At 42.6% G+C, this 25,607-nt stretch carries 24 protein-coding genes; 16 read left to right on the top strand and 8 right to left on the bottom strand.

The genetic code is table 11. From position 1 onward, the window contains the following. Positions 1-70: 70 nt before the first annotated feature. Positions 71-928 (bottom strand): mechanosensitive ion channel family protein, encoded by an 858-nt coding sequence (locus tag BW944_RS02735; protein ID WP_200806486.1) that lies wholly within the window; start codon positions 926-928, stop codon positions 71-73. Positions 929-1,103: 175 nt separating this feature from the next. Between BW944_RS02735 and BW944_RS02730 the strand changes: the two genes are divergently transcribed. From BW944_RS02730 to BW944_RS02710, 5 genes are all read left to right on the top strand, one after another. Beyond that, entirely contained in the window at positions 1,104-2,855 is a 1,752-nt protein-coding gene (locus BW944_RS02730) for an ABC transporter ATP-binding protein (RefSeq protein WP_076556802.1), read from the top strand. Between the two features lie 15 nt (positions 2,856-2,870). Beyond that, positions 2,871-4,682, top strand: coding sequence for an ABC transporter ATP-binding protein (locus BW944_RS02725; RefSeq protein ID WP_076556801.1), 1,812 nt, complete (start codon positions 2,871-2,873; stop codon positions 4,680-4,682). A 193-nt stretch (positions 4,683-4,875) separates the two neighbouring features. After that, on the top strand, positions 4,876-6,228 hold the full coding sequence (locus tag BW944_RS02720) for a cytochrome ubiquinol oxidase subunit I (RefSeq protein ID WP_076556800.1): 1,353 nt from the start codon (positions 4,876-4,878) through the stop codon (positions 6,226-6,228). Next, positions 6,228-7,241 carry a cytochrome d ubiquinol oxidase subunit II gene (locus BW944_RS02715; protein ID WP_076556799.1) on the top strand — a complete coding sequence of 338 codons (1,014 nt, stop codon included), beginning with the start codon at positions 6,228-6,230 and terminating at the stop codon, positions 7,239-7,241. The genes BW944_RS02720 and BW944_RS02715 overlap by 1 nt, the downstream gene beginning before the upstream one ends. 66 nt (positions 7,242-7,307) lie before the next feature. Next, entirely contained in the window at positions 7,308-7,976 is a 669-nt protein-coding gene (locus tag BW944_RS02710; protein WP_076556798.1) for a potassium channel family protein, read from the top strand. Positions 7,977-8,112: 136 nt separating this feature from the next. Here the strand turns inward: BW944_RS02710 and rnjA are convergent, their stop codons facing one another. Together rnjA and BW944_RS02700 are read right to left on the bottom strand one after the other, a co-directional pair. After that, positions 8,113-9,780: a ribonuclease J1 gene (rnjA, locus tag BW944_RS02705; RefSeq protein ID WP_076556797.1), complete on the bottom strand. Its 1,668-nt coding sequence runs from the start codon at positions 9,778-9,780 to the stop codon at positions 8,113-8,115. Positions 9,781-9,783: 3 nt separating this feature from the next. Next, positions 9,784-9,993, bottom strand: a complete 210-nt coding sequence (locus BW944_RS02700) for a DNA-dependent RNA polymerase subunit epsilon (protein ID WP_076556796.1) — start codon at positions 9,991-9,993, stop codon at positions 9,784-9,786. A 380-nt stretch (positions 9,994-10,373) separates the two neighbouring features. Between BW944_RS02700 and BW944_RS02695 the strand changes: the two genes are divergently transcribed. Next, the gene (locus BW944_RS02695) at positions 10,374-11,150 is read left to right on the top strand and encodes a Cof-type HAD-IIB family hydrolase (RefSeq protein WP_076556795.1); all 777 of its coding nucleotides are present in this window, start codon (positions 10,374-10,376) and stop codon (positions 11,148-11,150) included. 355 nt (positions 11,151-11,505) lie between these two features. Here the strand turns inward: BW944_RS02695 and def are convergent, their stop codons facing one another. Continuing rightward, positions 11,506-12,060, bottom strand: coding sequence for a peptide deformylase (gene def, locus BW944_RS02690; RefSeq protein ID WP_076556912.1), 555 nt, complete (start codon positions 12,058-12,060; stop codon positions 11,506-11,508). A gap of 131 nt (positions 12,061-12,191) precedes the next feature. Between def and BW944_RS02685 the strand changes: the two genes are divergently transcribed. The 5 genes from BW944_RS02685 to lpdA all read left to right on the top strand — a co-directional run bounded on the left by BW944_RS02685 (position 12,192) and on the right by lpdA (position 18,104). Then, positions 12,192-12,854, top strand: coding sequence for a YkyA family protein (locus BW944_RS02685; protein ID WP_234983090.1), 663 nt, complete (start codon positions 12,192-12,194; stop codon positions 12,852-12,854). A 430-nt stretch (positions 12,855-13,284) separates the two neighbouring features. Continuing rightward, positions 13,285-14,367 carry a pyruvate dehydrogenase (acetyl-transferring) E1 component subunit alpha gene (gene pdhA, locus BW944_RS02680; protein ID WP_076556794.1) on the top strand — a complete coding sequence of 361 codons (1,083 nt, stop codon included), beginning with the start codon at positions 13,285-13,287 and terminating at the stop codon, positions 14,365-14,367. Between the two features lie 3 nt (positions 14,368-14,370). Continuing rightward, positions 14,371-15,348 carry an alpha-ketoacid dehydrogenase subunit beta gene (locus BW944_RS02675; RefSeq protein WP_076556793.1) on the top strand — a complete coding sequence of 326 codons (978 nt, stop codon included), beginning with the start codon at positions 14,371-14,373 and terminating at the stop codon, positions 15,346-15,348. A gap of 29 nt (positions 15,349-15,377) precedes the next feature. Then, on the top strand, positions 15,378-16,694 hold the full coding sequence (locus BW944_RS02670) for a dihydrolipoamide acetyltransferase family protein (protein WP_076556792.1): 1,317 nt from the start codon (positions 15,378-15,380) through the stop codon (positions 16,692-16,694). A 3-nt stretch (positions 16,695-16,697) separates the two neighbouring features. Further along, the gene (lpdA, locus tag BW944_RS02665; protein WP_076556791.1) at positions 16,698-18,104 is read left to right on the top strand and encodes a dihydrolipoyl dehydrogenase; all 1,407 of its coding nucleotides are present in this window, start codon (positions 16,698-16,700) and stop codon (positions 18,102-18,104) included. A gap of 481 nt (positions 18,105-18,585) precedes the next feature. Here the strand turns inward: lpdA and BW944_RS02660 are convergent, their stop codons facing one another. From BW944_RS02660 to BW944_RS02650, 3 genes are all read right to left on the bottom strand, one after another. Next, positions 18,586-18,954, bottom strand: a complete 369-nt coding sequence (locus BW944_RS02660; protein ID WP_076556790.1) for a hypothetical protein — start codon at positions 18,952-18,954, stop codon at positions 18,586-18,588. 266 nt (positions 18,955-19,220) lie between these two features. After that, complete coding sequence (locus tag BW944_RS02655) at positions 19,221-20,753, bottom strand: glycine betaine uptake BCCT transporter (protein WP_076556789.1); 1,533 nt, start codon at positions 20,751-20,753, stop codon at positions 19,221-19,223. Positions 20,754-20,760: 7 nt separating this feature from the next. After that, on the bottom strand, positions 20,761-21,840 hold the full coding sequence (locus tag BW944_RS02650; RefSeq protein ID WP_076556788.1) for an FUSC family protein: 1,080 nt from the start codon (positions 21,838-21,840) through the stop codon (positions 20,761-20,763). Between the two features lie 139 nt (positions 21,841-21,979). On the opposite strand from BW944_RS02650, the gene BW944_RS02645 reads away from it, so the two are divergent. The 4 genes from BW944_RS02645 to BW944_RS02630 all read left to right on the top strand — a co-directional run bounded on the left by BW944_RS02645 (position 21,980) and on the right by BW944_RS02630 (position 24,562). Further along, complete coding sequence (locus tag BW944_RS02645) at positions 21,980-22,810, top strand: polysaccharide deacetylase family protein (protein ID WP_076556787.1); 831 nt, start codon at positions 21,980-21,982, stop codon at positions 22,808-22,810. 281 nt (positions 22,811-23,091) lie between these two features. Then, positions 23,092-23,196 (top strand): GapA-binding peptide SR1P, encoded by a 105-nt coding sequence (locus tag BW944_RS02640; RefSeq protein WP_076556786.1) that lies wholly within the window; start codon positions 23,092-23,094, stop codon positions 23,194-23,196. Positions 23,197-23,329: 133 nt separating this feature from the next. Continuing rightward, positions 23,330-24,286, top strand: coding sequence for an NAD(P)H-dependent flavin oxidoreductase (locus BW944_RS02635; RefSeq protein ID WP_076556785.1), 957 nt, complete (start codon positions 23,330-23,332; stop codon positions 24,284-24,286). 6 nt (positions 24,287-24,292) lie between these two features. Beyond that, the gene (locus tag BW944_RS02630) at positions 24,293-24,562 is read left to right on the top strand and encodes a UPF0223 family protein (RefSeq protein ID WP_076556784.1); all 270 of its coding nucleotides are present in this window, start codon (positions 24,293-24,295) and stop codon (positions 24,560-24,562) included. A 33-nt stretch (positions 24,563-24,595) separates the two neighbouring features. Here BW944_RS02630 and BW944_RS02625 read toward each other — a convergent pair whose 3' ends face one another. After that, positions 24,596-25,219 carry a YktB family protein gene (locus tag BW944_RS02625; protein ID WP_076556783.1) on the bottom strand — a complete coding sequence of 208 codons (624 nt, stop codon included), beginning with the start codon at positions 25,217-25,219 and terminating at the stop codon, positions 24,596-24,598. Between the two features lie 135 nt (positions 25,220-25,354). Between BW944_RS02625 and BW944_RS14955 the strand changes: the two genes are divergently transcribed. Further along, on the top strand, positions 25,355-25,522 hold the full coding sequence (locus tag BW944_RS14955) for a hypothetical protein (RefSeq protein WP_159438128.1): 168 nt from the start codon (positions 25,355-25,357) through the stop codon (positions 25,520-25,522). The last annotated feature ends 85 nt before the right edge of the window (positions 25,523-25,607 follow it).

Genomic DNA, 25,607 nt, shown 5'->3' with positions numbered 1-25,607 from the left:
AGAGTACGGAAGGGAACAAAAAAAGCTGCCGGGACTCCGGCAGCTTTTTGTATGATTAGTGATACAAATGTTATCTGGCTACTTCCTTTTTTTCTTCGCTATTTTTGTAAATATTGACCTGATGTGGAAACGGGATGTCAATGCCAGCTTCATCAAGAGCTTCTTTGATCGCTTTCCGCATATCCCGCTCGACACTCCACTGTTCCATATTCTTCGTTTGACCGAGAATACGGATGACTATATCCGAGGAGCCGATGCTCTGCACACCGAGCACGTCCGGCCCTTCTATGAAGCGTTCATCCTCTTTGAAACGATCCGCGATTTTCTGCAACACTTTCATCGCTTCATCAATATTATCATCATACGAGATTCCAATATCAACTAGTGCGCGCATATTACCACGAGAGTGGTTGCTGACTCCTTCGATAAGACGGTTAGGTACAAAATGAAGGGTGCCGTCGAAACCACGGACTTTAGTGGTCCGAATACCGACTTCTTCGACGATCCCTTCATAACTTCCGACTGTTACATAGTCATCCACTTCCACTTGACGCTCCAGAAGCAGGAAGAATCCTGTCACTACATCCGCAACCAGATTCTGAGCACCGAAAGCTACTGCAAGACCTATGATACCCGCCCCTGCGAGCAATGGGCCGATGTCGATGTTAACTGCACCCAGAAGCATGATGAAAAGTATGAAGATCAAAGTATAAGAAAACACATTGATGCTCAGTTTTTCCAGGGTATTTGTACGCCCCGGGGTCAAATTTTTCTTTGCCCCCATCGTTTCCATCGATTTCGAGATAGCTTTAGAACCTACTGGTTTGATAATCGCAAATGCGATGAGCAACAAAATCAACTCAAGTATTACTGGTACAATCGTACTGATAATTTCGGATAAATCAAATTCAAGGCCGAAAATTTCCATGAACTCACTCCTTTCTTCTTAAGGCATCATATAAAAAACCAGTACTGAAATCAACAATACCCTTCAAAAGATGCTAATAATCTATTGATTCATTTTTTGAAAAAAACTGACAGATTACTGGTATTTTATTTCGAAAACCGATATATTTAAAGTAATGGAAAATGAGGTGAAAAATATGGAAACTTTTAAGAAATTGAAACAATTTTACTGGCCTTATAAATCCTGGTTATTATGGTCTTTGTTCGCTTTATTATTCGTTACGGGGATTACTGTAGTGTATCCGATTGTACTGCAAGTAACTATAGATAAAGTGATTATAGATGGACAGTATTCTTGGATTCCTTATATCAGTGCTATTTTCCTTGTTTTGATGGGAATCAAAGCCGTGGCTACATATTTCCATCAATATTTAGGTGATTACTTTGGTATCAAGGCCGTTTATACGTTAAGAGAAGCTTTATATAAAAAGCTGCAACGACTTTCTTTCCGTTATTATGATAATGCCAGTACGGGGGATATTATGTCGAAACTCACGGCTGATGTGGACGGCTTCCGCTTTTTCCTATCATTCGGATTTTCGGAATTCATCCGGATTGTTTTACTGATAACTGTCAGCCTTTCCGTTATGTTTTATTATTCGGTTCCGCTGGCATTGGTGACGATGGCGGCGATGCCGTTTCTTATCGTTGTAGTGTTCCGATTTGATCGCCGCGTGCACCCTGCTTTCCGGAAGATACGAAAATCATATGGAAAACTGAATACCAGAGTACAGGAAAATATTAGCGGAATGAATACAGTGAAATCTTTGTCCCGTGAAGACTTTGAAGTAGAGCGGTTTTTGAACAGGAGCGATCACTATCGGCAAACTTACATTGCTACCTCGAACATTTGGGCGAAGTTCTTCCCACTTATGGAGTTCATCGGAAACGTCTGTGTAGTGGCATTGCTCGCATTCGGCGGCTATCTAGTCACGACCGGTGAGCTGCAACTTGGTGAGCTTGTCGCATTTTTCAGTCTCGTGTGGTATATACTCGGGCCACTTATGAACTTCGGTTTTGTCATTAACCTGTTTTCTCAATCCAAGGCTTCTGGAGAACGTTTATTAAGTATTTTGGAGGAAGATGAAGACATCATCAACGCCCCTTCGGCAAAAGAGAATAAATTGAAAGGTTCTGTATCTTTCCGTGATGTTACATTGACGTACCCTGGTGAAGAAGAAAGAGCGTTAAGTCATATCACCTTCGACGCTCCTGCGGGGACGACTGTCGGACTGATCGGTGCGACAGGCTCCGGAAAGACCAGTCTGACTCAAGTGTTGACGAGATTCTATGAACCCGAATCAGGGCAGGTATATGTAGACGGGAAGCCGGTGGAGGAGTACGACCTGCAGCAGCTTAGGAGGAATATAGGGTTTGTGTTACAGGAATCATTCCTGTTCTCGACGACGATTAAAGAGAATATCGCTTACGGAAATCCTCTTGCGACAGAGAGCGAAATCATAGATTCTTCTAAAAGGGCCCAGGCTCATGAGTTCATTATGGATACACCTTATGGATATGACACTCTTTTGGGAGAACGGGGGATGGGGCTCTCCGGTGGTCAGAAACAGAGAATCGCCATCGCCAGAGCTATCTTAGTCGACCCTGCGGTGCTTATCCTTGATGATGCGACGTCCGCTGTGGATATGGATACGGAATTCAAAATCCAAATGGCTCTTAAGGAAGTTATGAGTGGAAGAACCACTTTCATTATAGCTCACCGTATTTCTTCACTGAAGCACGCTGATGAAATTCTCGTACTTGAAAACGGGGAGATCGCAGAAAGAGGAAAACATGAAGAGCTCCTTACAAACGGAGGTATTTATCAGAGGATTTATGATATTCAATATAAAGACAAAGAAAAAATAATGAAAACGTCACCAAGATAGAAAGGAGGAAGAAGGATGGCCCGTAATAAGAAACACCTGGAGCGATTTCAATATACAGAAGATAACGCTATAGAAAAGCCTTTCAATTGGACACAGTTGCTGAGACTTTTGAAATATGTACGTCCCTACACAAAAACCTTATTGCCGATTGCAATTGTAGCTATGCTCGTATCTACGCTGGTGCGTATGTTTGTACCGGTTATCATCGGGCGGGTAGCTTTTGATGTAGCCATTGCGGATGAAAACATCAGGTTGCTTGTGTGGATCGTGATAGGGATATCAGTCATGTATCTGTTCAATTATGTAGGAAATTTACTTCGCATCAAATACGTAAACATATTGGGACAAAACGTCATTTATGACTTGAGACAGCATCTCTTTTCCCATGTTCAACGATTATCCCATCGTTTTTTTGATACCAAATCGGCGGGATCGATTCTGGTAAGAATCATGAATGACATCAATTCTCTGCAGGAATTATTCACGAATGGGATAATAAATGTTCTGATGGACATCGTGCTACTCTCAGGAATCATCGTGTTACTATTCGCCCTCAGTCCGAAATTGGCTCTGGCGGTGCTGATCATTATTCCGATTATGTTTTATATTTCGACGAAACTACGAAGAAATATCCGGCGTTCCTGGCAAACGGTTCGTATTGAACAGTCGAAGCTCAATTCTCATCTGAATGAAAGTCTTCAGGGTATGAGGATCACTCAAGCGTTCGCTCAGGAAAATGAGAATGCCGAGTACTTCGAAGGAATCAATACCACTAATTTTCAAGCCTGGAATGATGCGTCCAGAAAAAGTGCTATGTTTCGTCCATTCGTGGAAATGAGTAATGCAGTAGGTACAGTCATACTTCTTGCATATGGAGCCCATCTTATTCTTGCAGGGGATATCACCATCGGTACATTCGTCTCTTTCTCTTTCTTCCTTGGTATGTTCTGGGAGCCCATTTCACGACTTGGCCAAATGTACAATCAGCTTCTTATGGCTATGGCAGCTTCAGAAAGGATCTTTGAATTTCTCGATGAACAGCCGAATGTGAAGGAGAAAGAAAATGCTGTGGAAATTATGGATATGAAAGGACACATTGAATTTGACCGGGTACAATTCGCATATGATGATAAAAGAATAGCGATACCTGATTTGTCATTAGAAATGAAACAGGGCGAAACGGTAGCTCTCGTCGGGCATACCGGGTCTGGTAAATCGACCATCGCGAACCTGATCAGCAGGTTTTACGACCCTACAGAGGGCCGTGTCAAAATAGATGGTATCGATCTTCAGGATGCGACGATCGAGAGTGTCCGTTCTCAGATCAGTGTAGTTCTTCAGGATACGTTCGTTTTTTCCGGTACGATCATGGAAAACATACGTTTTGGAAGACCGGATGCAGAGGATGAAGAGGTGAAAGAAGCTGCGAAGGTTGTAGGTGCAGATGATTTCATTGAGCGTCTTCCGGAAGGTTATTTCACAGAAGTCGAAGAACGGGGGAATATACTCTCAGCAGGCGAAAGGCAATTATTATCCTTTGCACGAGCGCTTCTGGCTGATCCTCGCATTCTAATACTAGATGAAGCTACTTCAAGTATCGATACAGAAACAGAAATGAGGATTCAGGAAGCATTGAACAAACTGCTCGAAGGTCGGACGGCTATAATGATTGCCCACCGGTTATCCACCATCAGAGAAGCGGACAGGATATTTGTTTTACAAGATGGAAAGATTCTTGAAAATGGTTCCCATGAAGAATTAATGGAAAGAGAAGGGGAGTATTACGAACTGGTGAAATCACAATTTCAGATGCTCGATGCGATTTAAGCTGCCGTATAACCGGCAGCTTTTTGTTTAATTACTAGAAGGATAGGGTATTTTGGTAGACATATTTCCAGTAAGTACGGTATAGTTACAAATAACAGGTATTGTGAAATTAGTCACAAAGTTGTCACTTATGTTGATGTCTCATCTTAGAATTCCAATACATTGATAAAACCAGTAGTAAGGGGGAATAGGAATGGTTGAACTGGATTCCGTGATGCTGAGTCGTATGCTGACTGCAATGACACTGATTTTTCATATTATTTTCGCTACAATCGGTGTTGGTGTGCCGGTGATGATTTCCATAGCGGAACTGATCGGTATCAAGAAAAAAGACCGATATTATTCACTCATGGCCAAGCGGTGGGCGCGGGGTTTCACTATCATTGTAGCCGTCGGAGTCGTAACCGGGACGGCGATCGGTCTTCAATTATCGTTACTATGGCCAAGTTTTATGCAACTTGCGGGTAAAGTCATAGCTCTTCCTTTGTTTATGGAGACCTTCGCATTCTTTTTTGAAGCCATTTTCCTTGGAGCATATCTATACACATGGGATCGCTTCAAGAATCCTATGACGCACTGGTGGTTGTCTATTCCAATTATCATTGGTGGTACATTATCGGCGTTTTTCATTACGACGGTCAATGCCTTCATGAATACACCTGCAGGATTCAATATGGAAGACGGAGTCATCAATGCGATCAATCCGATAGCCGCTATGTTCAATCCTGCCACTCCTACGAAAGTATTTCACGTAGTTTCGTCCGCTTATATGGCTTCTGCTGCTATCCTTGCGACTATTGCCGCAGTCACCTATCTTGTTAAGCGGGACCAGGAATACGCGAAACGCGCTTTGAAACTTACGGTAACCGCCACGCTCGTTTTTTCTATTTCTACTGCTATCGCGGGAGACCTTTCTGCGAAATTCCTGGCAGAGCATCAGCCCGAGAAACTTGCTGCCGGCGAATGGCACTTTGAAACAGAAGAAGGAGCGGATCTCGTCCTGTTTGGCACACTCGGCGAAGATAATGAAATAAACGGCGCCATCAGGCTTCCTAACATGCTCAGTTTCTTGGCATACGGCGACTTTAATGCTGAGGTGACCGGGCTTGACCAGATTCCGGATGATGAAGAACCTCCTTTATGGATCCATTACTTTTTTGACTTGATGGTATCAATCGGGATGTTTGTTCTTGGTATTACATTCCTTTATGTGCTCATGACTTATATTAAAAGGTGGAATCCCCATAATAAATGGATGATATGGGCATTAACATCGATTGGACCATTATCGATGTTGGCTATAGAATTCGGCTGGATCTATGCAGAAATTGGCCGGCAGCCTTGGATATTGAGAGGCTTTATGACCGTGGCTGAAGGAGCGACTACCTCCCCGCATGTAGGCGCTATGTTCCTGTTGTTCTTCCTGCTTTATTTTGTGCTTGGTGTGGGGACGCTTGTAGTTCTCCGGAAGATGTTCAAGAATCATCCTGCTGAAATTGAACTGGAACATCTTTACAAAGAAGTGGATAAAGGAGGGGAGCGATAATGGGATATGAGTATATAGGGATTACAGTATTATGGTTGTTTCTTTATGGTTATCTGATCGTAGCTTCCGTGGATTTTGGAGCAGGATTTTTCGCTTATTACGCAAGAATCACGAAAAAAGATCATATTATGAATAAATTGATTTCACGATACTTGTCACCTGTCTGGGAAGTCACCAACGTATTTTTCGTTTTCTTCTTCGTTGGTTTGGTCGGTTTCTTCCCTGACATGGCTTACTTTTTCGGCCAGGCTCTATTGATTCCGGGAAGTATAGCGATTGTTCTTATCGCTATTCGCGGATCGTTCTACGCATTTGAAAGCTATGGGTCGAAAAATAATTCCGTATATATGTTCCTTTACGGGGCTACAGGTCTATTTATTCCCGCTTCTCTCTCTACTGCCCTCACTATTTCCGAAGGAGGGTTCCTGAATGTTACTGAGAGCGGGGTCAGGCTTGAATTCGGTGAGCTGCTACTGAACCCTTACTCGTGGAGTGTAGTGTTCTTAGCGATCGTTTCCGTTCTGTATATAAGTTCTATGTTCCTGACGTACTATGCAGATAGGGCGGACGACGCGGATGCTTTGTCCCTCGTAAGAAAATATGCTTTGTTTTGGAGTATCCCTACTATCATTGCCAGCATGACCGTATTCATTGCCTTGAGTCAGCATAACCCGGAACACTTTAACCGTATGTTCGACTATTGGTGGATGTTCGGGTTGAGTGTGCTGTTCTATTTGATCACGGTGTTTCTTGTGTATAGTGAAAAGTTATACGGGTGGGCATTCATATCAGTCATGTTCCAATTCTTTTTTGCCTTTTTCGGGTATGGAGCTTCAAAGTTACCTTACCTCCTTTATCCTCACGTAACAATTTCGGAAAGTGTAACCCCTGATGCTATGGGATTAGCTTTAGTCATTGCTTTCATAGCGGGTTTATTACTGCTACTACCTTCATTGGCGCTACTTATGAGGATGTTTCTGTTCGATGCAGATTATATTAAAGGTAAAAAATAAGTGAGAAGGCCTCGCCCTTCTCACTTATTTTTGAGATAATAAGTGAGAAGCGAAGGAGGGGTATCAGTGAAAAGAGAATTTGCTGTAGTCGGTTTGGGCCGATTCGGTGGCAGTATATGTAGGGAGTTAAGCCAGGAAGGGATGAACGTACTGGCGATTGATACGGACGAAGATAAGGTAAACGAATTCAAAGATATAGCATCTCACGCTGTAATTGCGGACTCTACGGATGAAAATGTACTCCGTGAATTGGGGATTCGTAACATTGACCATGTCATTGTTGCGATCGGTGATAATATCCATGCAAGTATCCTGACTACACTCATACTTAAAGAGCTTGGTATCAAAACTCTGACGGTGAAGGCTCAGAACGATTACCATGAAAAAGTTCTGAATAAAATCGGAGCAGACCATGTTGTGCACCCTGAAAGGGATATGGGTCGAAGAATCGCTCATAATATCATATCGAATAATATACTCGATTACATTGAACTTTCTGATGACCATAGCGTTGTGGAAGTGAAAGCAGGAAGTAAAATGAGCGGGAAATCTCTCATCGATTTGGATATACGTGCTCAATATGGGTGTAACGTAGTAGCTATTAAACGTAATAAGGATATAATCGTTTCTCCCGGAGCTACGGAAGAAATCAAGGAAAGTGATGTATTGATTGTGATAGGAGCTGACAAAGATATAAGTCGCTTCGAGAAAAATCTTGTCGTAGAAGATGATTGAGATACTGAAGTAGAGGATCCAGTAGCACGGCAAGCTTCCGCATGAATATTTATTTTCAGGGTAGCCAAAAGAATAAAAAACGCGCGAAACCAAAAACTCATATTGGCTTCGCGCGTTTCTTTTATTTTGCGTGGAATCAAACTTCCATGATGATTGGAAGAATCATTGGACGCCGTTTCGTTTTTTCAAACAGGAATGGTGCAATCGTATCAGTAATTTCATTTTTGATTTCGGACCATTGGGTCGTCCGACGCTCCATAACTTTGTTCACATGCTTCGTGACAAGCTTCTGGGCATCTTTAATCAAGTCTTCAGACTCTCTCATATAGACAAAACCACGGGATATGATGTCAGGTCCGGAAGCAATTCTGAATTCTTTCATATCGATACTGACGACCACCATAACAAGACCTTCTTCGGAAAGGATCCGACGGTCCCGAAGGACGATATTACCGATATCGCCAATTCCGCTGCCATCTACATAGACAGCCCCGGACGGCACTTTACCTGCAACCATGGCTTCATCTTTACCAAGTGCGAGGACGTCACCATTGTCCATAACGAAAGTGTTATCCGGTTCAATGTCACAGTCTTCACTTAGTTTTGCGTGTTCTTTAAGCATCCGGTATTCACCATGGATAGGCATGAAGTATTTAGGCTGGATTAAACGAAGCATTAGCTTCATTTCTTCCTGACTTCCGTGTCCAGAAGTGTGAATATCACTTAATGGTCCATGGATGACTTCAGCTCCGGCACGGTAAAGTTTATTGATAGTACGGCTGACACTGATCGTGTTTCCAGGGATTGGGGAAGATGAGAACACGACAGTATCATTTGGGATAATTTGAATTTGACGGTGGGTACCGTTCGCAATTCGTGATAATGCGGCCATCGGTTCACCTTGGGAGCCGGTGCATAGGATGGTCACTTCATGGGCGGGGAGACGGTTGATTTCATGAGCGTCGATGAATGTACCTTTTGGAGCACGGATATATCCGAGTTCCTGACCGATACGAATGGAAGACTCCATACTTCTGCCGAATACCGCTACTTTACGGTTGTGCTGTACAGCGCCTTCAATCATTTGTTGAAGTCGGTAAATGTTAGAAGCGAATGTCGCAAAAATCAATCGGCCTTTCGCTTTAGAGAAAACATTTTTGATGTTCTCTCCGACAACTCGTTCTGATTTAGTGAATCCCGGAACTTCTGCGTTCGTACTATCGGAAAGCAAGGCAAGAACTCCTTCTTTACCTATTTCTGCCATACGTGCGATATTAGCAGGCTCTCCTACTGGGGTGAAATCGAATTTGAAGTCACCTGTATGAACGATGTTACCTGGTGGTGTTTTCACAACGATTCCGAAAGAATCCGGAATACTGTGAGTGGTGCGGAAGAAAGATACGGAGGTCTTTCTGAATTTGATCACGTCATCTTCCTGAATTTCATGAAGTGTCGTGTTTTTTGTAAGACGGTGTTCGTCCAGTTTGTTCTTCAATAGACCTATAGCCAGTTTTCCGGCATAAACAGGTACGTTCAATTCACGCAACAGATAAGGAACACCGCCGATATGGTCTTCGTGTCCGTGTGTGATGAAAAGCCCTTTGATTTTATCCTTGTTTTGGATAAGGTACGTGTAGTCAGGGATAACATAATCGATCCCTAGTAATTCGTCTTCCGGGAATTTGATCCCTGCATCAATGAGGATAATTTCGTCTTGAAATTGGATGCCGTAAGTGTTTTTGCCGATTTCTCCAAGACCGCCTAGAGCGAAAACGGCTGTCTGGTCATTTTTTACGAATTTCATCGGTCAGTATTGCTCCACTTGGTAATCTTCATTCTTCTGTTCATATTCAAGGTGTTCCTCACTTAACACTTGAATAAATTCAATATTTACGTTCTTATCGGCTAATTTTGCACGTACCTCACGCTCAGCGTTTGCTTCAACGTACATAGAACTCGTACGTTCTCTTACAGGAACTTCACCGGGAATTTCCTGATAATAAACTTTGTATATCATTGTATTCTATCTCTCCTCTAGATTTGATTTGTAATTGTTCGCACGTATTTCCGGAATTCATAAAGCATCACGCATACATTTTTCTTTCGAGTATTCGTTTCCAACGTTTTTTGAGCCTTCTTCTTAAACGCTTCATCACAGCGTCCATCTCCCTTCAATAAATAGAAGAAAACCGTTAGCAAAACGTATGACCGCCCAATCCCTGTTACCTATAGTATAATACGGTTTTCTTCATAATGAAACAATTAAGTTGATAGTCGCTGTAAAGTTTTTCGGAGATACACAATCGAGCATGCCTTCTGTGCGTATTCTTTCCAAAATGTAAAAGTCGTGCTACAGTATATCCATTAATGAAATTACAGAACTCAGGAGGAGAAGGAATGACAAAGAAACTGGCATTTTTTGATATAGATGGAACACTTCTCGACCACAATAAGGAACTATCGACATCGACTATCGAAACAATCACGAAGCTTCAAAAACAGGGTGTTTATTGTGCGATAGCTACTGGACGTGCGCCCTTTATGCATAATCGAATAAGAGAAAAACTCGGTATCAGTTCATTCATCAGTTTTAACGGGCAGTATGTCGTACTCGAGGACACTCCTGTTTATAAAAATCCCCTTAAACACGAAGAACTTGATTCTTTGTATAAAAAAGCGATCGCTAATAACCACCCGGTCATTTTTATGAATGAAGATACGATGAAAGCCACAGAACCAGGGAGCAACAGAGTGGAAAAAGCTCTTCAGTCTCTTCGTTTCAATTATCCTGAAGTGGACGAACTCTACCATGAAAAAAGAGAAATGTATCAATCCCTCATATTCTGTGAAGGTGATGAAATAGAAAGTTATCGTCAGTCCCATCGGGCTTTCGACTATATCCGGTGGCATAAATACTCCTGCGATATCATCCCCAGCGGTGGGTCGAAATCTGAGGGGATTCGGAAATTGATTGAAGCGGCAGACGTAGACATGGGGAATGTTTATGCATTTGGCGATGGACCCAATGATATCGAGATGATCCGTGATGTAGGGACCGGTATTGCAATGGGGAATGCCGTTTCCGAAGTGAAAGCGGCCAGTGATTATGTGACAGATGATGTTTCCGAGGATGGATTGACCAAGGCGGTATATGAAATAGGGTTACTTTCTTAAAAACCAGGATCTGTTAAAGACGGTTGTTGATTTCAGAATAATGGGTGGAGACGCCCGCGGCAAGCTTTCACTCGTAGAAATGAAAATCAAAAAGGAACGATAACAGTGATAATAACAATAAAGCCGGGCCGTTTCAGTACGGTCCGGCTTTATTGTTATGATTTTAAAGATAGGCTCTGTCAAAGCCGGTCGTTGATTTTGGAACGTAGGGCAAACAGGCCTAGCTGGTAGGGCCTGAAATCAAAAGTTCTCAGGATTGATCGTAGAGAGTGCAGGAAAGCACACTGACATGTCCATACCAATCTTAAATTCGCAGAGCCACTTTCAAAAAGGGACGAAGCCATTATTCCACTGGTTATCTATCAGCAGGGGTAGCATTATCGGGAAGTCGGTAAGGATCATCCTTATCGATGTAATCATAAAACATAACCCCATTCAAATGGTCGATTTCATGTTGAAAAACGATCGCTGCGAAATCTTTGAGGCGGAGTTTCAATTCATTTCCTTCAAGATCGGTAGCTTTGATTGTGATTCTTCGATAACGCGGAACATATCCCGGGACTTCTCTGTCTACAGAAAGGCATCCTTCTCCCGTGGATAAATAGGTCATTTCTACAGAATGACTGACTATTTTAGGGTTGAACAGTCCATAACTGTATTCTTTCTCATTCAGGTCGGTGAAATGAACGGCCAGCATCCGTTTATTGATATCTATTTGAGGTGCGGCCAGACCAACACCCGGGCGGAGGCCGTATCTATCACAAATTTCTTCATCCTGACTATTTTTTATAAACTGAAGCATATCTTCTAAAGTTTGTTCTTCTTCTTCCGTCGGTGGTAAGTTTATAGGTTCTGCTTTTTTTCGAAGAGCGGGATGCCCCTCCCTTACAATATCATCCATTGTTATCAACTGTCTCATCCTCTCTTTCTTCTTTCAATACGATAGAAAATCATCTTTTCTTTCTATTCCATTTATTATACTATTGTAGATATGAGTTAAAAACAATGAAAGTTTTCTATCTATTAAGGGGGAGCGACATCGTGATAAGAAAATCAGCTATGGTACTTTTTTTGGGAATGGTAGCATTTTTAGCTTCATGTTCAGGCCAATCCGCTCAGGAAGAAATGTATGATCATCTCGAAAAAACGGTAACACTTGAAGATGCATTCAAGGAACAGCAACAGCAGTTATCTGCGTTAGAAGAAGAAGAACAACAATTGTATAGTGAGATAATCAATTCAAGTAAGGACGAATTGAATACGATCCAGGAATTATCTGAAGAAGCTATTGGTATTGTAGAGGAACGCAAAGAGAAACTGAAATTAGAAAGTGAAAGCATTCAATCAGCGAAAGAAGAGTTCAACAAGGTAGCGCCATTGATAGAGGACATAGAAGAGAACGAAGAGGCGAGAAATGCAGCAGAAGAACTGGTTACTGTGATGGATAAACGTTATAGCAATTATGAAGAGTTGCATGCAGCTTATAAAGAAGCACTGACAATGGATGAAGAATTGTACACGATGTTAAAAGAAGAAAATTTGCAGGAAAGTGAGCTTCGCTCCCAAGTTTCCGATATCAATGAAAAATATGGGCGCGTAATGGAAATCAACGAAACGTTCAATGAGCAGACGGAGCGTTTCAACGAATTGAAGAAAGAATTTTATGAAGCATCAGATCTCAATGTTGATTATAATGAAAGTTAAGTATAAAGGCCGCGCCTCCGGGGACGGTCTTTTTCTTTTGCAAATTCCCACATCATAAACTACAATTACAACAGAAGGATTAATAGAGTAATACAGATTTGGATAGTGGGAGGAAATGAATAACAAGAAACATTTGTACCTACAGGTCCTTCTTTTATTAAATGATCCGAAGTTCTGTCTATTGACGAATTCATTGGAAGTGGGCTAAACTATTAAAGGATTAAACATTGTACCAGTTAATAGTGTAGATCTTTTTGTAACAGTTGTACTATGGAGGTATGTGATTAGGATTTTTTCCAATCGGGTATCACTAATAAGAGGCGATAGGTACATGTTTCCTTTGAATTTGGCTACACTGAACAAAAGTACTCCTGGTCGAACAGGAATAGCATTTCACATTTTTTATATGGAAAGGAAGAGGTGACAGACATTGAAACGAACTCTTGAAAATATTGAAAATCAGTTCGAAACATTTCAAATTCTGAACGAAGAAGGCGAGATCGTGAATGAAGACGCAGTGCCTGAACTTTCAGACGACGATTTAAAAGAAATTATGCGCCGTATGGTTTATACACGTATCCTGGATCAGCGTTCCATTGCATTGAACAGACAGGGACGTCTCGGTTTCTATGCTCCGACAGCGGGACAGGAAGCATCACAACTGGGGAGCCAATACGCACTTGAACAAGCGGACTATATTCTTCCGGGCTATCGTGACGTACCTCAACTGATCTGGCAGGGTCTTCCACTATACAAAGCATTCTTGTTCTCTAAAGGACATTATGTCGGTAATCAGATGCCTGACGGGTTGAACGCGGTGAGTCCTCAAATTATTATCGGTGCTCAGATTACCCAGGCAGCCGGTGTAGGAATCGGATTCAAAAAACGTGGAGAAGAGGCTGTAGCGATTACTTACACAGGAGATGGCGGAGCTTCCCAAGGTGACTTTTACGAAGGAGTCAACTTCGCAGGTGCCCTAGGTGGACAGAACATTTTTGTCGTGCAGAATAACCAATTTGCCATCTCTGTACCTGTAGAGAAACAGTCTGCGGCTCAGACAATAGCTCAAAAAGCGGTTGCTGCCGGTATCGAAGGTATCCAGGTGGACGGAATGGACGTACTCGCCGTTTACGCTGTAACCAAAGATGCAAGAGAGCGCGCCATTAATGGAGAAGGTCCTACATTGATTGAGACTCTTACGTATCGTTACGGTCCTCACACAATGGCAGGGGACGATCCTACACGTTACCGTACGGAAGACATGAATGACGAGTGGGAGAAAAAAGATCCGATTGTCCGTTTCCGTAAATATCTCGAGAGCAAAGATCTATGGAATGAAGATGAAGAGAATAAAGTCATCGAGAAGGCAAAAGAAGAAATCAAAGCTGCAATTAAAGAAGCGGATAACACACCAAAACAGAAAGTCACTGACTTGATGGATATAATGTATGAAGAACTCCCACAGAGCCTGAAAGAACAAAGGGAAGAATACGCAGAGAAGGAGTCGAAGTAAATCATGGCACAAATGACAATGATACAAGCCATCACAGAAGCGATGCGCACAGAACTTGGTAATGATGAAAATGTGCTGGTCTTCGGGGAAGACGTCGGTCATAACGGCGGTGTATTCCGCGCTACAGAAGGCTTGCAGGATGAATTTGGCGAAGAACGTGTATTTGATACACCTCTCGCAGAATCAGGTATCAACGGCATGGCTATAGGTCTTGCTCTTACAGGATTCCGTCCTGTACCTGAGATTCAGTTCTTCGGTTTCGTGTTCGAAACGATGGACGCAATCAGCGGTCAGATGGCACGTTACCGGTTCAGGACCGGTGGCACTAAATCGATGCCGATTACAATACGTTCCCCGTTCGGCGGAGGTGTCCACACGCCCGAGCTGCACGCTGACAGTCTTGAAGGACTGATGGCTCAACAGCCTGGACTTAAAGTGGTGATTCCTTCAAATCCTTATGATGCGAAGGGCCTCCTGATTCAATCCATCCGTGATAATGATCCGGTCATTTTCCTTGAGCATATGAAACTGTACCGTTCTTTCCGTGAAGAAGTTCCGGAAGAAGAATACACAGTAGAACTCGGTAAAGCGAATGTGAAACGGGAAGGGTCAGATGTGACACTTGTAGCGTATGGAGCGATGGTTCACTCTGCACTTAAAGCTGCTGAACAGCTTGAAGAAGACGGAGTATCTGCTGAAGTGATCGACCTTCGTACGGTCAGCCCGGTCGATTATGAAACGATTCTCGAGTCGGTTAAGAAGACAAACCGCGCTGTTATGATCCAGGAAGCGCAAAAACAGGCAGGAATCGCCTCGAGTGTAGCTGCAGAGATTCAAGAGAAAGCTATTCTTCACCTTGAAGCTCCTGTTATGCGTGTTACTGCACCGGACACTGTTTATCCGTTTACGCAAGCGGAAGGTGTATGGCTGCCGGATCATACCTCTATCATTGAAAAAGTAGAAAGTGTAATGAATTTTTAAAATAAAAACCAGGTAGGAGGTTTTCGCAAATGGCATATGAGTTTAAATTGCCTGATATCGGTGAAGGTATCCATGAAGGTGAGATTGCAAAGTGGTTTGTAAAAGAAGGGGAAGAAGTATCAGAGGATGATGTGCTCTGTGAAGTTCAAAACGATAAAGCTGTCGTAGAAATCCCTTCACCAGTAGATGGAACAGTAAAAGCAGTACACGTAGCTGAAGGTGAAACGACAACTGTCGGCACGGTCATCATCACTTTTGATGCTGAAGGTTACGAAGATGAAGGTTCTTCTGAAGAGTCTCAGGAAGAAGAGAAAAAAGAAGAGCCGAAAGAAGGAAAGAAAGAGGAAGAAAAAGAAGAGAAGTCGGATGAAAAACCGGCTGCGTCATCTTCTTCAGACGAGTCAGAAGAAGATGATGGAACGCGCGTAATAGCTATGCCATCAGTGCGTAAATATGCGCGGGAGAACGATGTGAACATACAGAAAGTACAGGGAAGCGGAAAGAATGGTCGTATCCTGAAAGAAGACATTGAAGCTTATGTAAATGGTGATCAGACAGCTGCTGAAGGTGAGAAAGACGAATCTGCCGAAGAAACTCAAACAGATTCCACTGAATCTAAGCAGCAAGTTCCTTCCGGCGAAGCTTATCCGGAAACCCGCGAGAAAATGAGTGGCATGCGTAAAGCTATTGCGAAAGCTATGGTCAACTCGAAGCAGACAGCTCCCCATGTTACACTGATGGATGAAGTAGACGTAACGGAACTTGTCGCTCACCGTAAGAAGTTCAAAGAAGTTGCTGCTGAACAGGATATCAAGCTGACATATCTTCCATATGTAGTGAAAGCCCTCGTTTCAACGCTTAAGAAGTATCCGGTATTGAATACTTCTCTCGATGATGAAACGCAGGAAATTATTCAGAAGCACTACTATAACATCGGTATTGCAGCTGATACGGATAAGGGACTACTTGTTCCAGTAGTGAAAGATGCGGATCGTAAAGCGGTATTCTCGATTTCTGATGAAATCAACCAGCTTGCTGTCAAAGCACGTGATGGAAAACTTACTGGTGAAGATATGAAAGGTGCTTCGACAACGATCACAAATATCGGATCTGCTGGCGGTCAGTGGTTCACACCTGTAATCAACCATCCGGAAGTTGCAATCCTTGGTATTGGCCGAATTGCAGAAAAACCGATGGTCCGAGACGGAGAAGTAGTAGTTGCTCCGGTACTTGCGATTTCCCTAAGCTTCGACCACAGAATCATTGATGGAGCAACTGCACAGCACGCAATGAACAACATCAAGCGTTTACTGAACGATCCACAACTAATTATGATGGAGGCGTAAAGTATGGTAGTAGGAGATTTCCCGATTGAATTAGACACATTAGTAGTAGGAGCAGGACCTGGCGGCTACGTTGCTGCCATCCGTGCTGCTCAGACAGGCCAGAAAGTATCTATTGTTGATAAAGGAGACCTTGGAGGCGTTTGTCTTAACGTCGGTTGTATTCCTTCCAAGGCCCTTATTGAAGCTGGACACAATTTTGAAAAGGCTAAAGGGAACTCGGATATGGGTATATCTACTGAGAATCCTACTGTCGATTTCTCGAAAGTCCAGGAATGGAAAGGTAGCGTCGTGGAGAAACTTACGGGCGGCGTGCAAGGTCTTTTGAAAGGCAACAAAGTTGATATTCTGAGAGGCGAAGCTTACTTCGTGGATCAGAATACAGTGAAAATCATGGATGATAAGCAGTCCCAGACTTACAAGTTCAAAAACTGCATTATCGCTACAGGTTCCAGCCCGATCGAAATTCCTAATTTCAAATTCTCTGATCGCGTTCTTGATTCTACAGGAGCACTTGCTCTTAAGGAAATACCGAAGAAACTCATTGTAATCGGTGGAGGGTATATCGGTACTGAACTTGGTACGGCATACGCAAACTTTGATACAGAAGTTACGGTACTTGAAGGTACAGACCGAATTATGAACGGTTTTGAAAAAGACCTTGTTCAGCCGGTTATGAAGAACCTTAAGAAAAAAGGTGTCGAAGTAGTGACCAACGCCATGGCTCAAGGCGTGGAAGAAACGAAAGATGGAGTGAAAGTCACCTACGAAGTGAAAGGTGAAGAGAAGACTGTTGAAGCTGATTACGTACTCGTAACAGTAGGGCGTACTCCGAACACGGATGAGCTTGGTCTCGAAGAAATGGGAGTAGAAATGGACGACAAGGGCTATATTCAAGTAGATAAGCACAGTCGTACCAATTTCGAAAACATTTACGCTGTCGGAGATATTGTACCTGGTCCTCCGCTTGCTCACAAAGCTTCGTATGAAGGTAAAATTGCAGCGGAAGTCATCGGGGGAGAGAAAGCGGAGGTAGATTACCTAGCTATCCCTGCAGTCGTCTTCTCTGATCCGGAAATCGCTTCGGTCGGATATACGAAAGATACAGCGACAGAAGCTGGTTATGAAGTGAAAGAGTCCAAGTTCCCATTCCAGGCTAACGGACGCGCACTTTCACTTAATGACACGGACGGCTTCCTTAAGCTTATCACTCGAACTGAAGATGGTCTGATCATCGGCGGCCATGTCACAGGACCTAATGCCAGTGATATGATAGCTGAAATAGGTCTTGCGATCGAAACAGGCATGACGGCCGAAGATCTATCGCTTACGATTCATGCGCATCCATCTCTTGGTGAGATTACGATGGAAGCATCCGAAGTTGCAATCGGTCGACCGATTCACATTAAATAATCAATAAAAAGCCTGCATCAGAAAATTTCTCTTTTGCAGGCTTTTTTTATTTGTTATATCAGCGGTTATCGTTGATTTTCTTCTCTGGGGGCAGAAGCTTGCCGGGAGCATGACACTAGGTCTTCCGCAACTCTCTGTCATCGATTCAACTGATTCTCCGTTCATGCTCCTCTCGGCAGGCGTCTTCAGTCTTCGTTCAAAATCAAAACCCGGCTTTAACAGAGACGTTCATGTAAAGTCCTTTGCACCATGTTCTATGAAAATTTCGGGCTCTGTAAATGATTCGTGTTGTTAGGATAAATGTAGAGAAAGGCGGCGACTCCGACGGGAACTCGGGTAGCTGAAGACCCCACAGAGAAACGAGGAGGCTGAAGCATTGCCCGCGGAAAGCGTCCGCCTGAATATTTATTTTCAGGGTAGCCTTTTTATTTGTAATGGGAGAATGTGATCATACGCATATTAAAAAAGCTGTGAGCGGCGCTCACAGCTTTTGATCTTGAAGTATGGTATTTAACTGCTTAACGATCTGCTGCTTACTCAAGGACTCCCCAGAAACATCTCCGATGACTGTACCTTCTCTTTTGACAATTATCGAAGGGATCTCCTTGGAAGAATTTGTGACTTCCTGAGCTGTCATTTCCTCTCTGGTAAATTCAAAGGAGTGTGATTCTGTCTCTTTGAATTCAAGTAATGCAGACATGTACGGTTTCATGGATGCTTCATCTTCTTCTGCCACAAGTATAAGTTCATAATCATTTCCGCTGGCATAAATAACATCAATGGTGGGATCGGTCACCTGAAGATTTACTACAAATACTAGTATATAAATTAGCAAGAAAGAGTATTTCATTACACGCTCGTCTCCTTCCGTTTATCTCTATATAAAGAATAACAAAGATAGGAAGAAAAACCGTTAATGTAATTGAAATGTTAAGGAAAAGTCATCCATTTGTAGATTAGGGTCATTAAAACGAAAAAAATCTGAAGTTTTTTCTTTATCCTGGAACATATTCAGATGTGTTCTAAACATAACTTTACCTTTTACTCGACGGATTACACACTATGCTCTAATGTGAATCAAAAAAAGCGTCCGGATTTCCGGACGCTTTAAAAAAGCTATTTTTTCTTTTTCAAGTCGACGAGTTTTGCTTCTTCTTTGAATGCGATCATAAGGGAGAAACAAATCATAATCAAAATAAAAGTGAACGGGAAGGCAGAGATGATTGCAGCGGTCTGCAAAGCACTCAATCCACCTTGCCAAAGTAATACGGATGCTGCTCCGGCCTGTATGACCCCCCATGTAAATTTAACTCTACGATTCGGGTTCAGGCTGCCATTTGTCGTCTGCATTCCGAGAACGAAAGTAGCTGAGTCTGCAGAAGTGATAAAGAATGTACCGATCAGGAGCAGGCCGACGATAGACATTACTGAGCCAAACGGTACGTGCTCAAGCATGGAGAACAAAGCAACTTCCGTACCGAGTTCTGACATATCAGAAAAGACGTCGATACCGTCAAAATATTCTAGGCCGATTGTCGCTCCACCAAACGCGGAGAACCATAGGGCACCGAAAATAGTCGGCACGAGCAGGACACCAAGGACAAATTCGCGGATTGTACGACCACGGGACACGCGGGCGATAAACGTTCCTACGAAAGGAGCCCAGGAAATCCACCATGCCCAGTAGAAGATAGTCCAATCTTGGATCCATGAATTGTCCTGGGAGAACGGTGTCAACCGGAAACTCATATATGGTAAATCTCTAATATAAGCACCGAATGAAGTCGTGAAGAAGTCCATGATAAAGTTTGTCGGCCCTGCAAAAATCATGAAAAGCAGTAACAGTAAAGCTAACACGATGTTCGTATTACTTAAATACTTGATCCCCTTGTTCAGTCCTGTCATTGCGGAAGCCATGAACAGCACGGTTACTGCTACAATGATGATGAATTGAAGGGTGAATGTATTCTCCAAACCGGAAAATGTAAAAGAGAGCCCACTGGAAATCTGAAGTGCTCCCAGTCCGAGAGACGTAGCTACACCAAAGATGGTGGCGAATACTGCAATTGAATCAACGATAGTTCCGATAGGTCCCTGGATTCGTTTTTCACCAAGTAGTGGTACTAGTGCTGTACTAATAACTCCCGGGGCACCTTTTCTGAATTTGAAATACGCAAGGGCCAAAGCTAGTGTAGCATAAACAGCCCAAGGGTGAAGTCCCCAGTGGAAGAATGTATACTTCATAGCTGAATAGGCCGCGTCAGGCGTCTGACTTGATTGCTCAGGTACAGCTGGTGTATGGAAGTGGGATAGTGGCTCTGCAGCTCCCCAGAAAACAAGCCCGATTCCCATACCGGCACTGAAAAGCATAGCAAACCATGTGATGTATGGATATTCCGGTTCATCTTCCGGTTTTCCTAGTTTCAATCTTCCATACTTCGAGAAAACTAAGTAGATCGCAAAGATTACAAATCCTGTAGTGGAAAGCAGGTAGAACCATCCGAATTTTTCGGTGAGGAACCCTTGGATTTGTGTAGTAACAGTAGAGAGGTTACCGTTTGGTAGTACGCTTTCCGGGATGACTCCCCATCCGATAAATAAGAATGCGATAACTACTGAAATGTAGAATACTTTTGTTACTTGATTCATCAAGTGTTCATCCTTTCTTCTTTTTTTCATCATTAGACATGATATGGGCTCTATGCTTTGAAGTCAACTGGTTCATTTCTTCCAGGACATCGTGGAAAGACAACAATTCATAGACCAACACCACTTCAGAAGCGAAATGATGTCTGAAGCCATAGTTCTTCTGGATGTGTTCTTCTCGCCATTTCCAGAATAGACGATCCAGCTCTTCTATAAGTTTGAATTGCTCTTCACTTATCTCGTGATGGTCATCCATAATCGTCTGTTCGAAATGAGTGCTCAGGTTCTGAAGGAGATCAACCTCACTCTGACTGAATGAGGGAGATGCTTCTCTTGCGAATATCATATTTCCGAGATGATGAGCGAGTTGATGCATCAGAGATAAATGTTCTTTCACATAGACGAGCTGTTTCAAGTCTTTTCTGGAATGGCGATGATAATTCCATTCTTCACGTTGGAAATTCAACAGATTTTCAGTTCGTTCCAGCCGACTAGTCAACTGACGATGGAGCCTTTTCGTCAAGGCTTTCTTATGCTTGGCGGTGTGAGTAATATCGAGAATAATGCTACTGAGCAGTTGACTTGAAGTTTTATTCATCGCATGAAGGTTCTGCAATATAGTCGGTGTATAGTTGGGTGGAAGCAAAAAGAAATTCACAAGAGTGGAAACGACGATACCAATAGAAGTAGTACCCAACCTTGTGATAAACGAAACAATTTCACTTCCTCCAAAATCAGGGATCATAGCAATTGCAGTAATGGTTGCAACAAGAATACCCTCATCCAGTTTTAGTTTGTGACATATCCCGATGGTCAGCATTGCAGCCAGGCCGAATGTGAGTGCCCCTTTGCCGAACATTGAATACATAAGTACTGCAATGAGCGCTCCAATGGCTGACGCCGGAAATCGCACAGCGGCTTTTCTTATCGATGCAACAGCAGTATGTTCAATAGTAACCACAGCAGTAATCACAGCGAAAATTACCGGTAAGTTGAATATAGAACAAATCAGTGCAGTAAGAAATACCGAAATACCAGTCTTGATTGTTCGTCCGCCGAATAGTTTGAAATGTTTCAAATACTGCTTCACTCTAAGGGACCACCTTTTAAAGACTTCTCGATAAGTCACGTTTATATATTGTAATACAAATTTCGTTTGAATAATAGAGAATATGGAGAAACTATATTATAATTAAAGAAATTACATAATATTATAGGGGGAAATTATAATGAGATTGTGGATTATAATGGTTGTTGTTCTCCTTCTGGCGGCCTGTAGTGCTTCAGGAGATGCAACTTCGGAAGGTAAGAGTGAGGAAGAAACCGATAAAAAAGAAGGGACAACAGAAAAGAAAGAGGATGAACAAAAGAATGAAGACGAAGTTAAGGGTACTGAAGACATAGAAAAAGAAGAAAAAAAGAAGGTGACAGAACCACACTATAAGATTCAAGAGGATTGGTCATTTTCCCCTATCAATGAGGAAACTTCCAAAGTGGCACTTTTGACTATCGATGATGCTCCTGACGAACATGCCGTAGAAATGGCGGAAAAACTTAAAAAGAAAGATGCTCCTGCCATTTTCTTCGTGAATGGACACTTCCTGGATACGCCTGAAGAGGCAGAAATGCTTAAGAAAATTCATGAAATGGGTTTTCCGATAGGTAATCACACTCAAACTCATGCTTCATTGCCCGATTTAACTGAAAAAGAACAGAAAGAGGAAATCGTAGGTTTGAATGACCGGATCGAAGAAATCATAGGAGAGCGGCCTGATTTTTTCCGAGCTCCTTTTGGTCAGAACACTGAGTATTCAAAACAGCTCGTCCAAGAGGAGGGGATGCTTCTCATGAATTGGACATACGGGTATGATTGGAACGAAGAGTATACGAATGCAGAGAGTTTGGCAGACATTATGGTAAACACACCGTTACTAAGAGATGGAGCGAACCTTCTGATGCATGACCGGGAATGGACGAACAACGCTTTGAAAGATATAGTGACAGGTTTGCGTGACAAAGGTTATACCTTACTTGATCCTGAAAAAATAAAACATCCTTGATTATTTGAGACCTATTAAAAGGTCTCTTTTTTTCTTTCACAGAAGTGAGGGGGTTCGGAAGTGCCCAGTATACCCTCCACAATTTTTCACATTGCGAAAAAATATCAATATCAAATAAATAAAGCCCCTAAATAGGGTGAAAACTTTGCGCGATTAGTCTAAAATCAATTAGTATGACATTTTTATAAAAAAGTTATACTATACCATTGACTTTCTTGTTTTTCCCACTTATAATGAAACTACATTGAAAGCGATTACAAAAAAGAGAGGATGGATGCAAAATGGGAACTATCGTATGCCAAGACTGTCAAAGGGTAATTGAACATTTCGAGAATGAAAAGGTTTCGACGCTTTACAGTACTTGCCCGACTTGCAATACTAAATAACTATTTTACGGAAGAAGCTGCCGATTTCGGTGGCTTCTTTCATTTTGTATGACCTATAAATTGAATCTTTGATTTTAGATTGGCATTCATTTTATTCATGTATGCTAAACTGAAATGAGGAGGGGGCTATTATATGAATTGGAAAACAAAAATCACGGAATTGCTTTCTATCCGATACCCGGTTATTCAAGGGGGGCTTGCATACCTTGCTTATTCTGAACTTGCTTCTGCCGTATCGAATGCAGGAGGTCTGGGACAAATTACGGCTATGAGCCTGGAATCTCCGGAAAAACTTCGTGAAGAAATACATAAAACCAGGAATAAAACCGTTCATCCATTCGGTGTCAATTTTGCTATAGGAAGCCATGGAAGACCTTATGAAGATATGGTGCAAGTGGCGATTGAAGAGCAGGTGCCGGTGGTTTCTGTAACTGGAGGCAATCCGAAAGGTGTACTCGATATGTTGAGTAATACAGGGATTAAGAAGTTGGTATTGGTAGCTGCAAAGCGACAAGCAAAAAAAGCTGAGGAACTTGGGGCTGATGCTGTGATGGTTGTGGGACAGGAAGGCGGAGGTCATATTGGCCGCTCGGATACTGGTACCTTCATTCTTACTCCTGAGGTGGTTGATACTGTAGAAATCCCGGTTATTGCATCTGGGGGTATTTCGGATGGACGGGGAGTGATGGCTGCCCTTGCTCTTGGGGCCGAAGGTGTGGAAATGGGAACGAGGTTTATTGCGACGAAAGAGTGTCTGCATGCTCATGAAAAATACAAACAGAGTATTCTGGATGCGACTGATGAAGGCACGACGGTGATCAAAATATCGCTAGGTACTCCTGCAAGAGTACTGGCGAACGATTGGACTGATCAAATCCTTGCTTTGGAGAAACAGGGTGCAGATTATGATAAATTGAAAACACTCATTTCAGGAGAGGCAAATAAAAGTTTCATTCATATGGGGTTAGAAAAACAAGGGTTTGGATGGGCAGGGCAGGTCTCGGCCAGAATCCATGAAGAGCTGAGTGTTCAGCAATTATTTGATAAAATAAAAGAGGAAGCAGATTATATAAGTGACAAATGGAGGTGAGGAACGGTGGATTACACTTATCCTATAGATGAAGAATATTGGTCGAAAGAAGAAATTATAGATGTCGTGAACTTTTATTCACTGGTCGAAGAAGCTTATGAAAATGGCGTGGAAAAAGGGAAACTCATGGATGCGTATAAGCGATTCAAACAGGTAGTTCCTTCCAAAAGCGAAGAAAAACAGCTATTCAAATCATTTGAACGTGCTTCTGGTTATTCGGCCTATCATGTGGTTAAAGAAGCGAACAACGCAGACGTAGTAAATATAAAAATGTAAAGAGGGCTTCGACTGAAGCCCTCTTTACATTTTTTAGGTTCTTAATGCTTTTTCGTAAATAGGAAGTAGTGTCTCGAATGTTTCTTTCGCTTCCCGGATGAAGGACTGCTTGTCTTTTAGGATATCGTCGTCTGAAGAAATGCGTCGCCCTACAAGGAACTCTCCTTTTTTCACGTCCCGGAAGCGGGTGAGCGTCTCATTCAACGTGCTCTCGGAAAATGAAATACCTTCGTTCTTTGTGTGATCCTTAGATAGAACAAAATAATCGGGAATAGTCTGCTTTATCGCATCGAAGTCTTCGAGGAAAGTTTTTGCTATTTCTTCTTTGTTCGGAGCTTCGTAAATGAACGCCAGCCAGAGAAACACATTGTCCTCCCACATCCCTACCTGAAAATGGGGGATTTTTTTATAGCCACGCTTGTTATTGGCTATAGCGGCCCACGTATCATCTGGAGGGTTTTTACTGCGTCTAGCATGTTTCGCTACGTGTACAAACATCTCATCACCGGTTTGTGCTGCAAGGTCCGGAGCGATCGTTTGGGCTATATCTTCGAGCTTCGGCGAAACCCTGGACCTGAGAACTTCCATCCTTTCCTCGAGCCCATCAATTTGGAAGACTTCAAAGTCTTTTTCTGTAAATCCACTGAATGTAGTCATATTATCACCTCGAATTAAATTGACATTTTAAATGCTAACATAATTATACGAAAAGGTTGAATTTTATGTTTCAGAACCGGGGGAAACGGATAAATAATAGTAAATTAAAAGCTTTTGAGGAAGGGAGGATCTGTAATGAGAAAAGCTGTCGACATCTTAAGGGAAAGGGATGAAAAGCTGCTGTCCGTGGAAGAAGAGATAGACCGGGAATTGGAATTCTTGTTCCGCGCCTTGCAGGAGAATGACGAACACCAGATTTCATGGAGTAAAATGAGGTTAGCTTCGTTGAGTGGAAGAAAGTAGTGTAGACAAAAGGAAATGATTGCAATTCAATTTCGTGTAAAGGGTCGCTCCTTTTGATAACATGAGATAAGACATGGATGAAAAG

Origin of the sequence: Salimicrobium flavidum, assembly GCF_900156645.1 — a bacterium.
GTDB lineage: Bacteria > Bacillota > Bacilli > Bacillales > Halobacillaceae > Salimicrobium > Salimicrobium flavidum.
This window is presented reverse-complemented; position numbering and strand designations above follow the sequence as displayed.

Coding starts and splice junctions, on each gene's coding strand:
- BW944_RS02735 (WP_200806486.1), bottom strand. CDS start 928: ATGGAAATTTTCGGCCTTGAATTTGATTTATCCGAAATTATCAGTACG.
- BW944_RS02730 (WP_076556802.1), top strand. CDS start 1,104: ATGGAAACTTTTAAGAAATTGAAACAATTTTACTGGCCTTATAAATCC.
- BW944_RS02725 (WP_076556801.1), top strand. CDS start 2,871: ATGGCCCGTAATAAGAAACACCTGGAGCGATTTCAATATACAGAAGAT.
- BW944_RS02720 (WP_076556800.1), top strand. CDS start 4,876: ATGGTTGAACTGGATTCCGTGATGCTGAGTCGTATGCTGACTGCAATG.
- BW944_RS02715 (WP_076556799.1), top strand. CDS start 6,228: ATGGGATATGAGTATATAGGGATTACAGTATTATGGTTGTTTCTTTAT.
- rnjA (WP_076556797.1), bottom strand. CDS start 9,780: ATGAAATTCGTAAAAAATGACCAGACAGCCGTTTTCGCTCTAGGCGGT.
- BW944_RS02700 (WP_076556796.1), bottom strand. CDS start 9,993: ATGATATACAAAGTTTATTATCAGGAAATTCCCGGTGAAGTTCCTGTA.
- BW944_RS02695 (WP_076556795.1), top strand. CDS start 10,374: ATGACAAAGAAACTGGCATTTTTTGATATAGATGGAACACTTCTCGAC.
- BW944_RS02675 (WP_076556793.1), top strand. CDS start 14,371: ATGGCACAAATGACAATGATACAAGCCATCACAGAAGCGATGCGCACA.
- BW944_RS02670 (WP_076556792.1), top strand. CDS start 15,378: ATGGCATATGAGTTTAAATTGCCTGATATCGGTGAAGGTATCCATGAA.
- lpdA (WP_076556791.1), top strand. CDS start 16,698: ATGGTAGTAGGAGATTTCCCGATTGAATTAGACACATTAGTAGTAGGA.
- BW944_RS02660 (WP_076556790.1), bottom strand. CDS start 18,954: ATGAAATACTCTTTCTTGCTAATTTATATACTAGTATTTGTAGTAAAT.
- BW944_RS02655 (WP_076556789.1), bottom strand. CDS start 20,753: ATGAATCAAGTAACAAAAGTATTCTACATTTCAGTAGTTATCGCATTC.
- BW944_RS02645 (WP_076556787.1), top strand. CDS start 21,980: ATGAGATTGTGGATTATAATGGTTGTTGTTCTCCTTCTGGCGGCCTGT.
- BW944_RS02640 (WP_076556786.1), top strand. CDS start 23,092: ATGGGAACTATCGTATGCCAAGACTGTCAAAGGGTAATTGAACATTTC.
- BW944_RS02635 (WP_076556785.1), top strand. CDS start 23,330: ATGAATTGGAAAACAAAAATCACGGAATTGCTTTCTATCCGATACCCG.
- BW944_RS02625 (WP_076556783.1), bottom strand. CDS start 25,219: ATGACTACATTCAGTGGATTTACAGAAAAAGACTTTGAAGTCTTCCAA.
- BW944_RS14955 (WP_159438128.1), top strand. CDS start 25,355: ATGAGAAAAGCTGTCGACATCTTAAGGGAAAGGGATGAAAAGCTGCTG.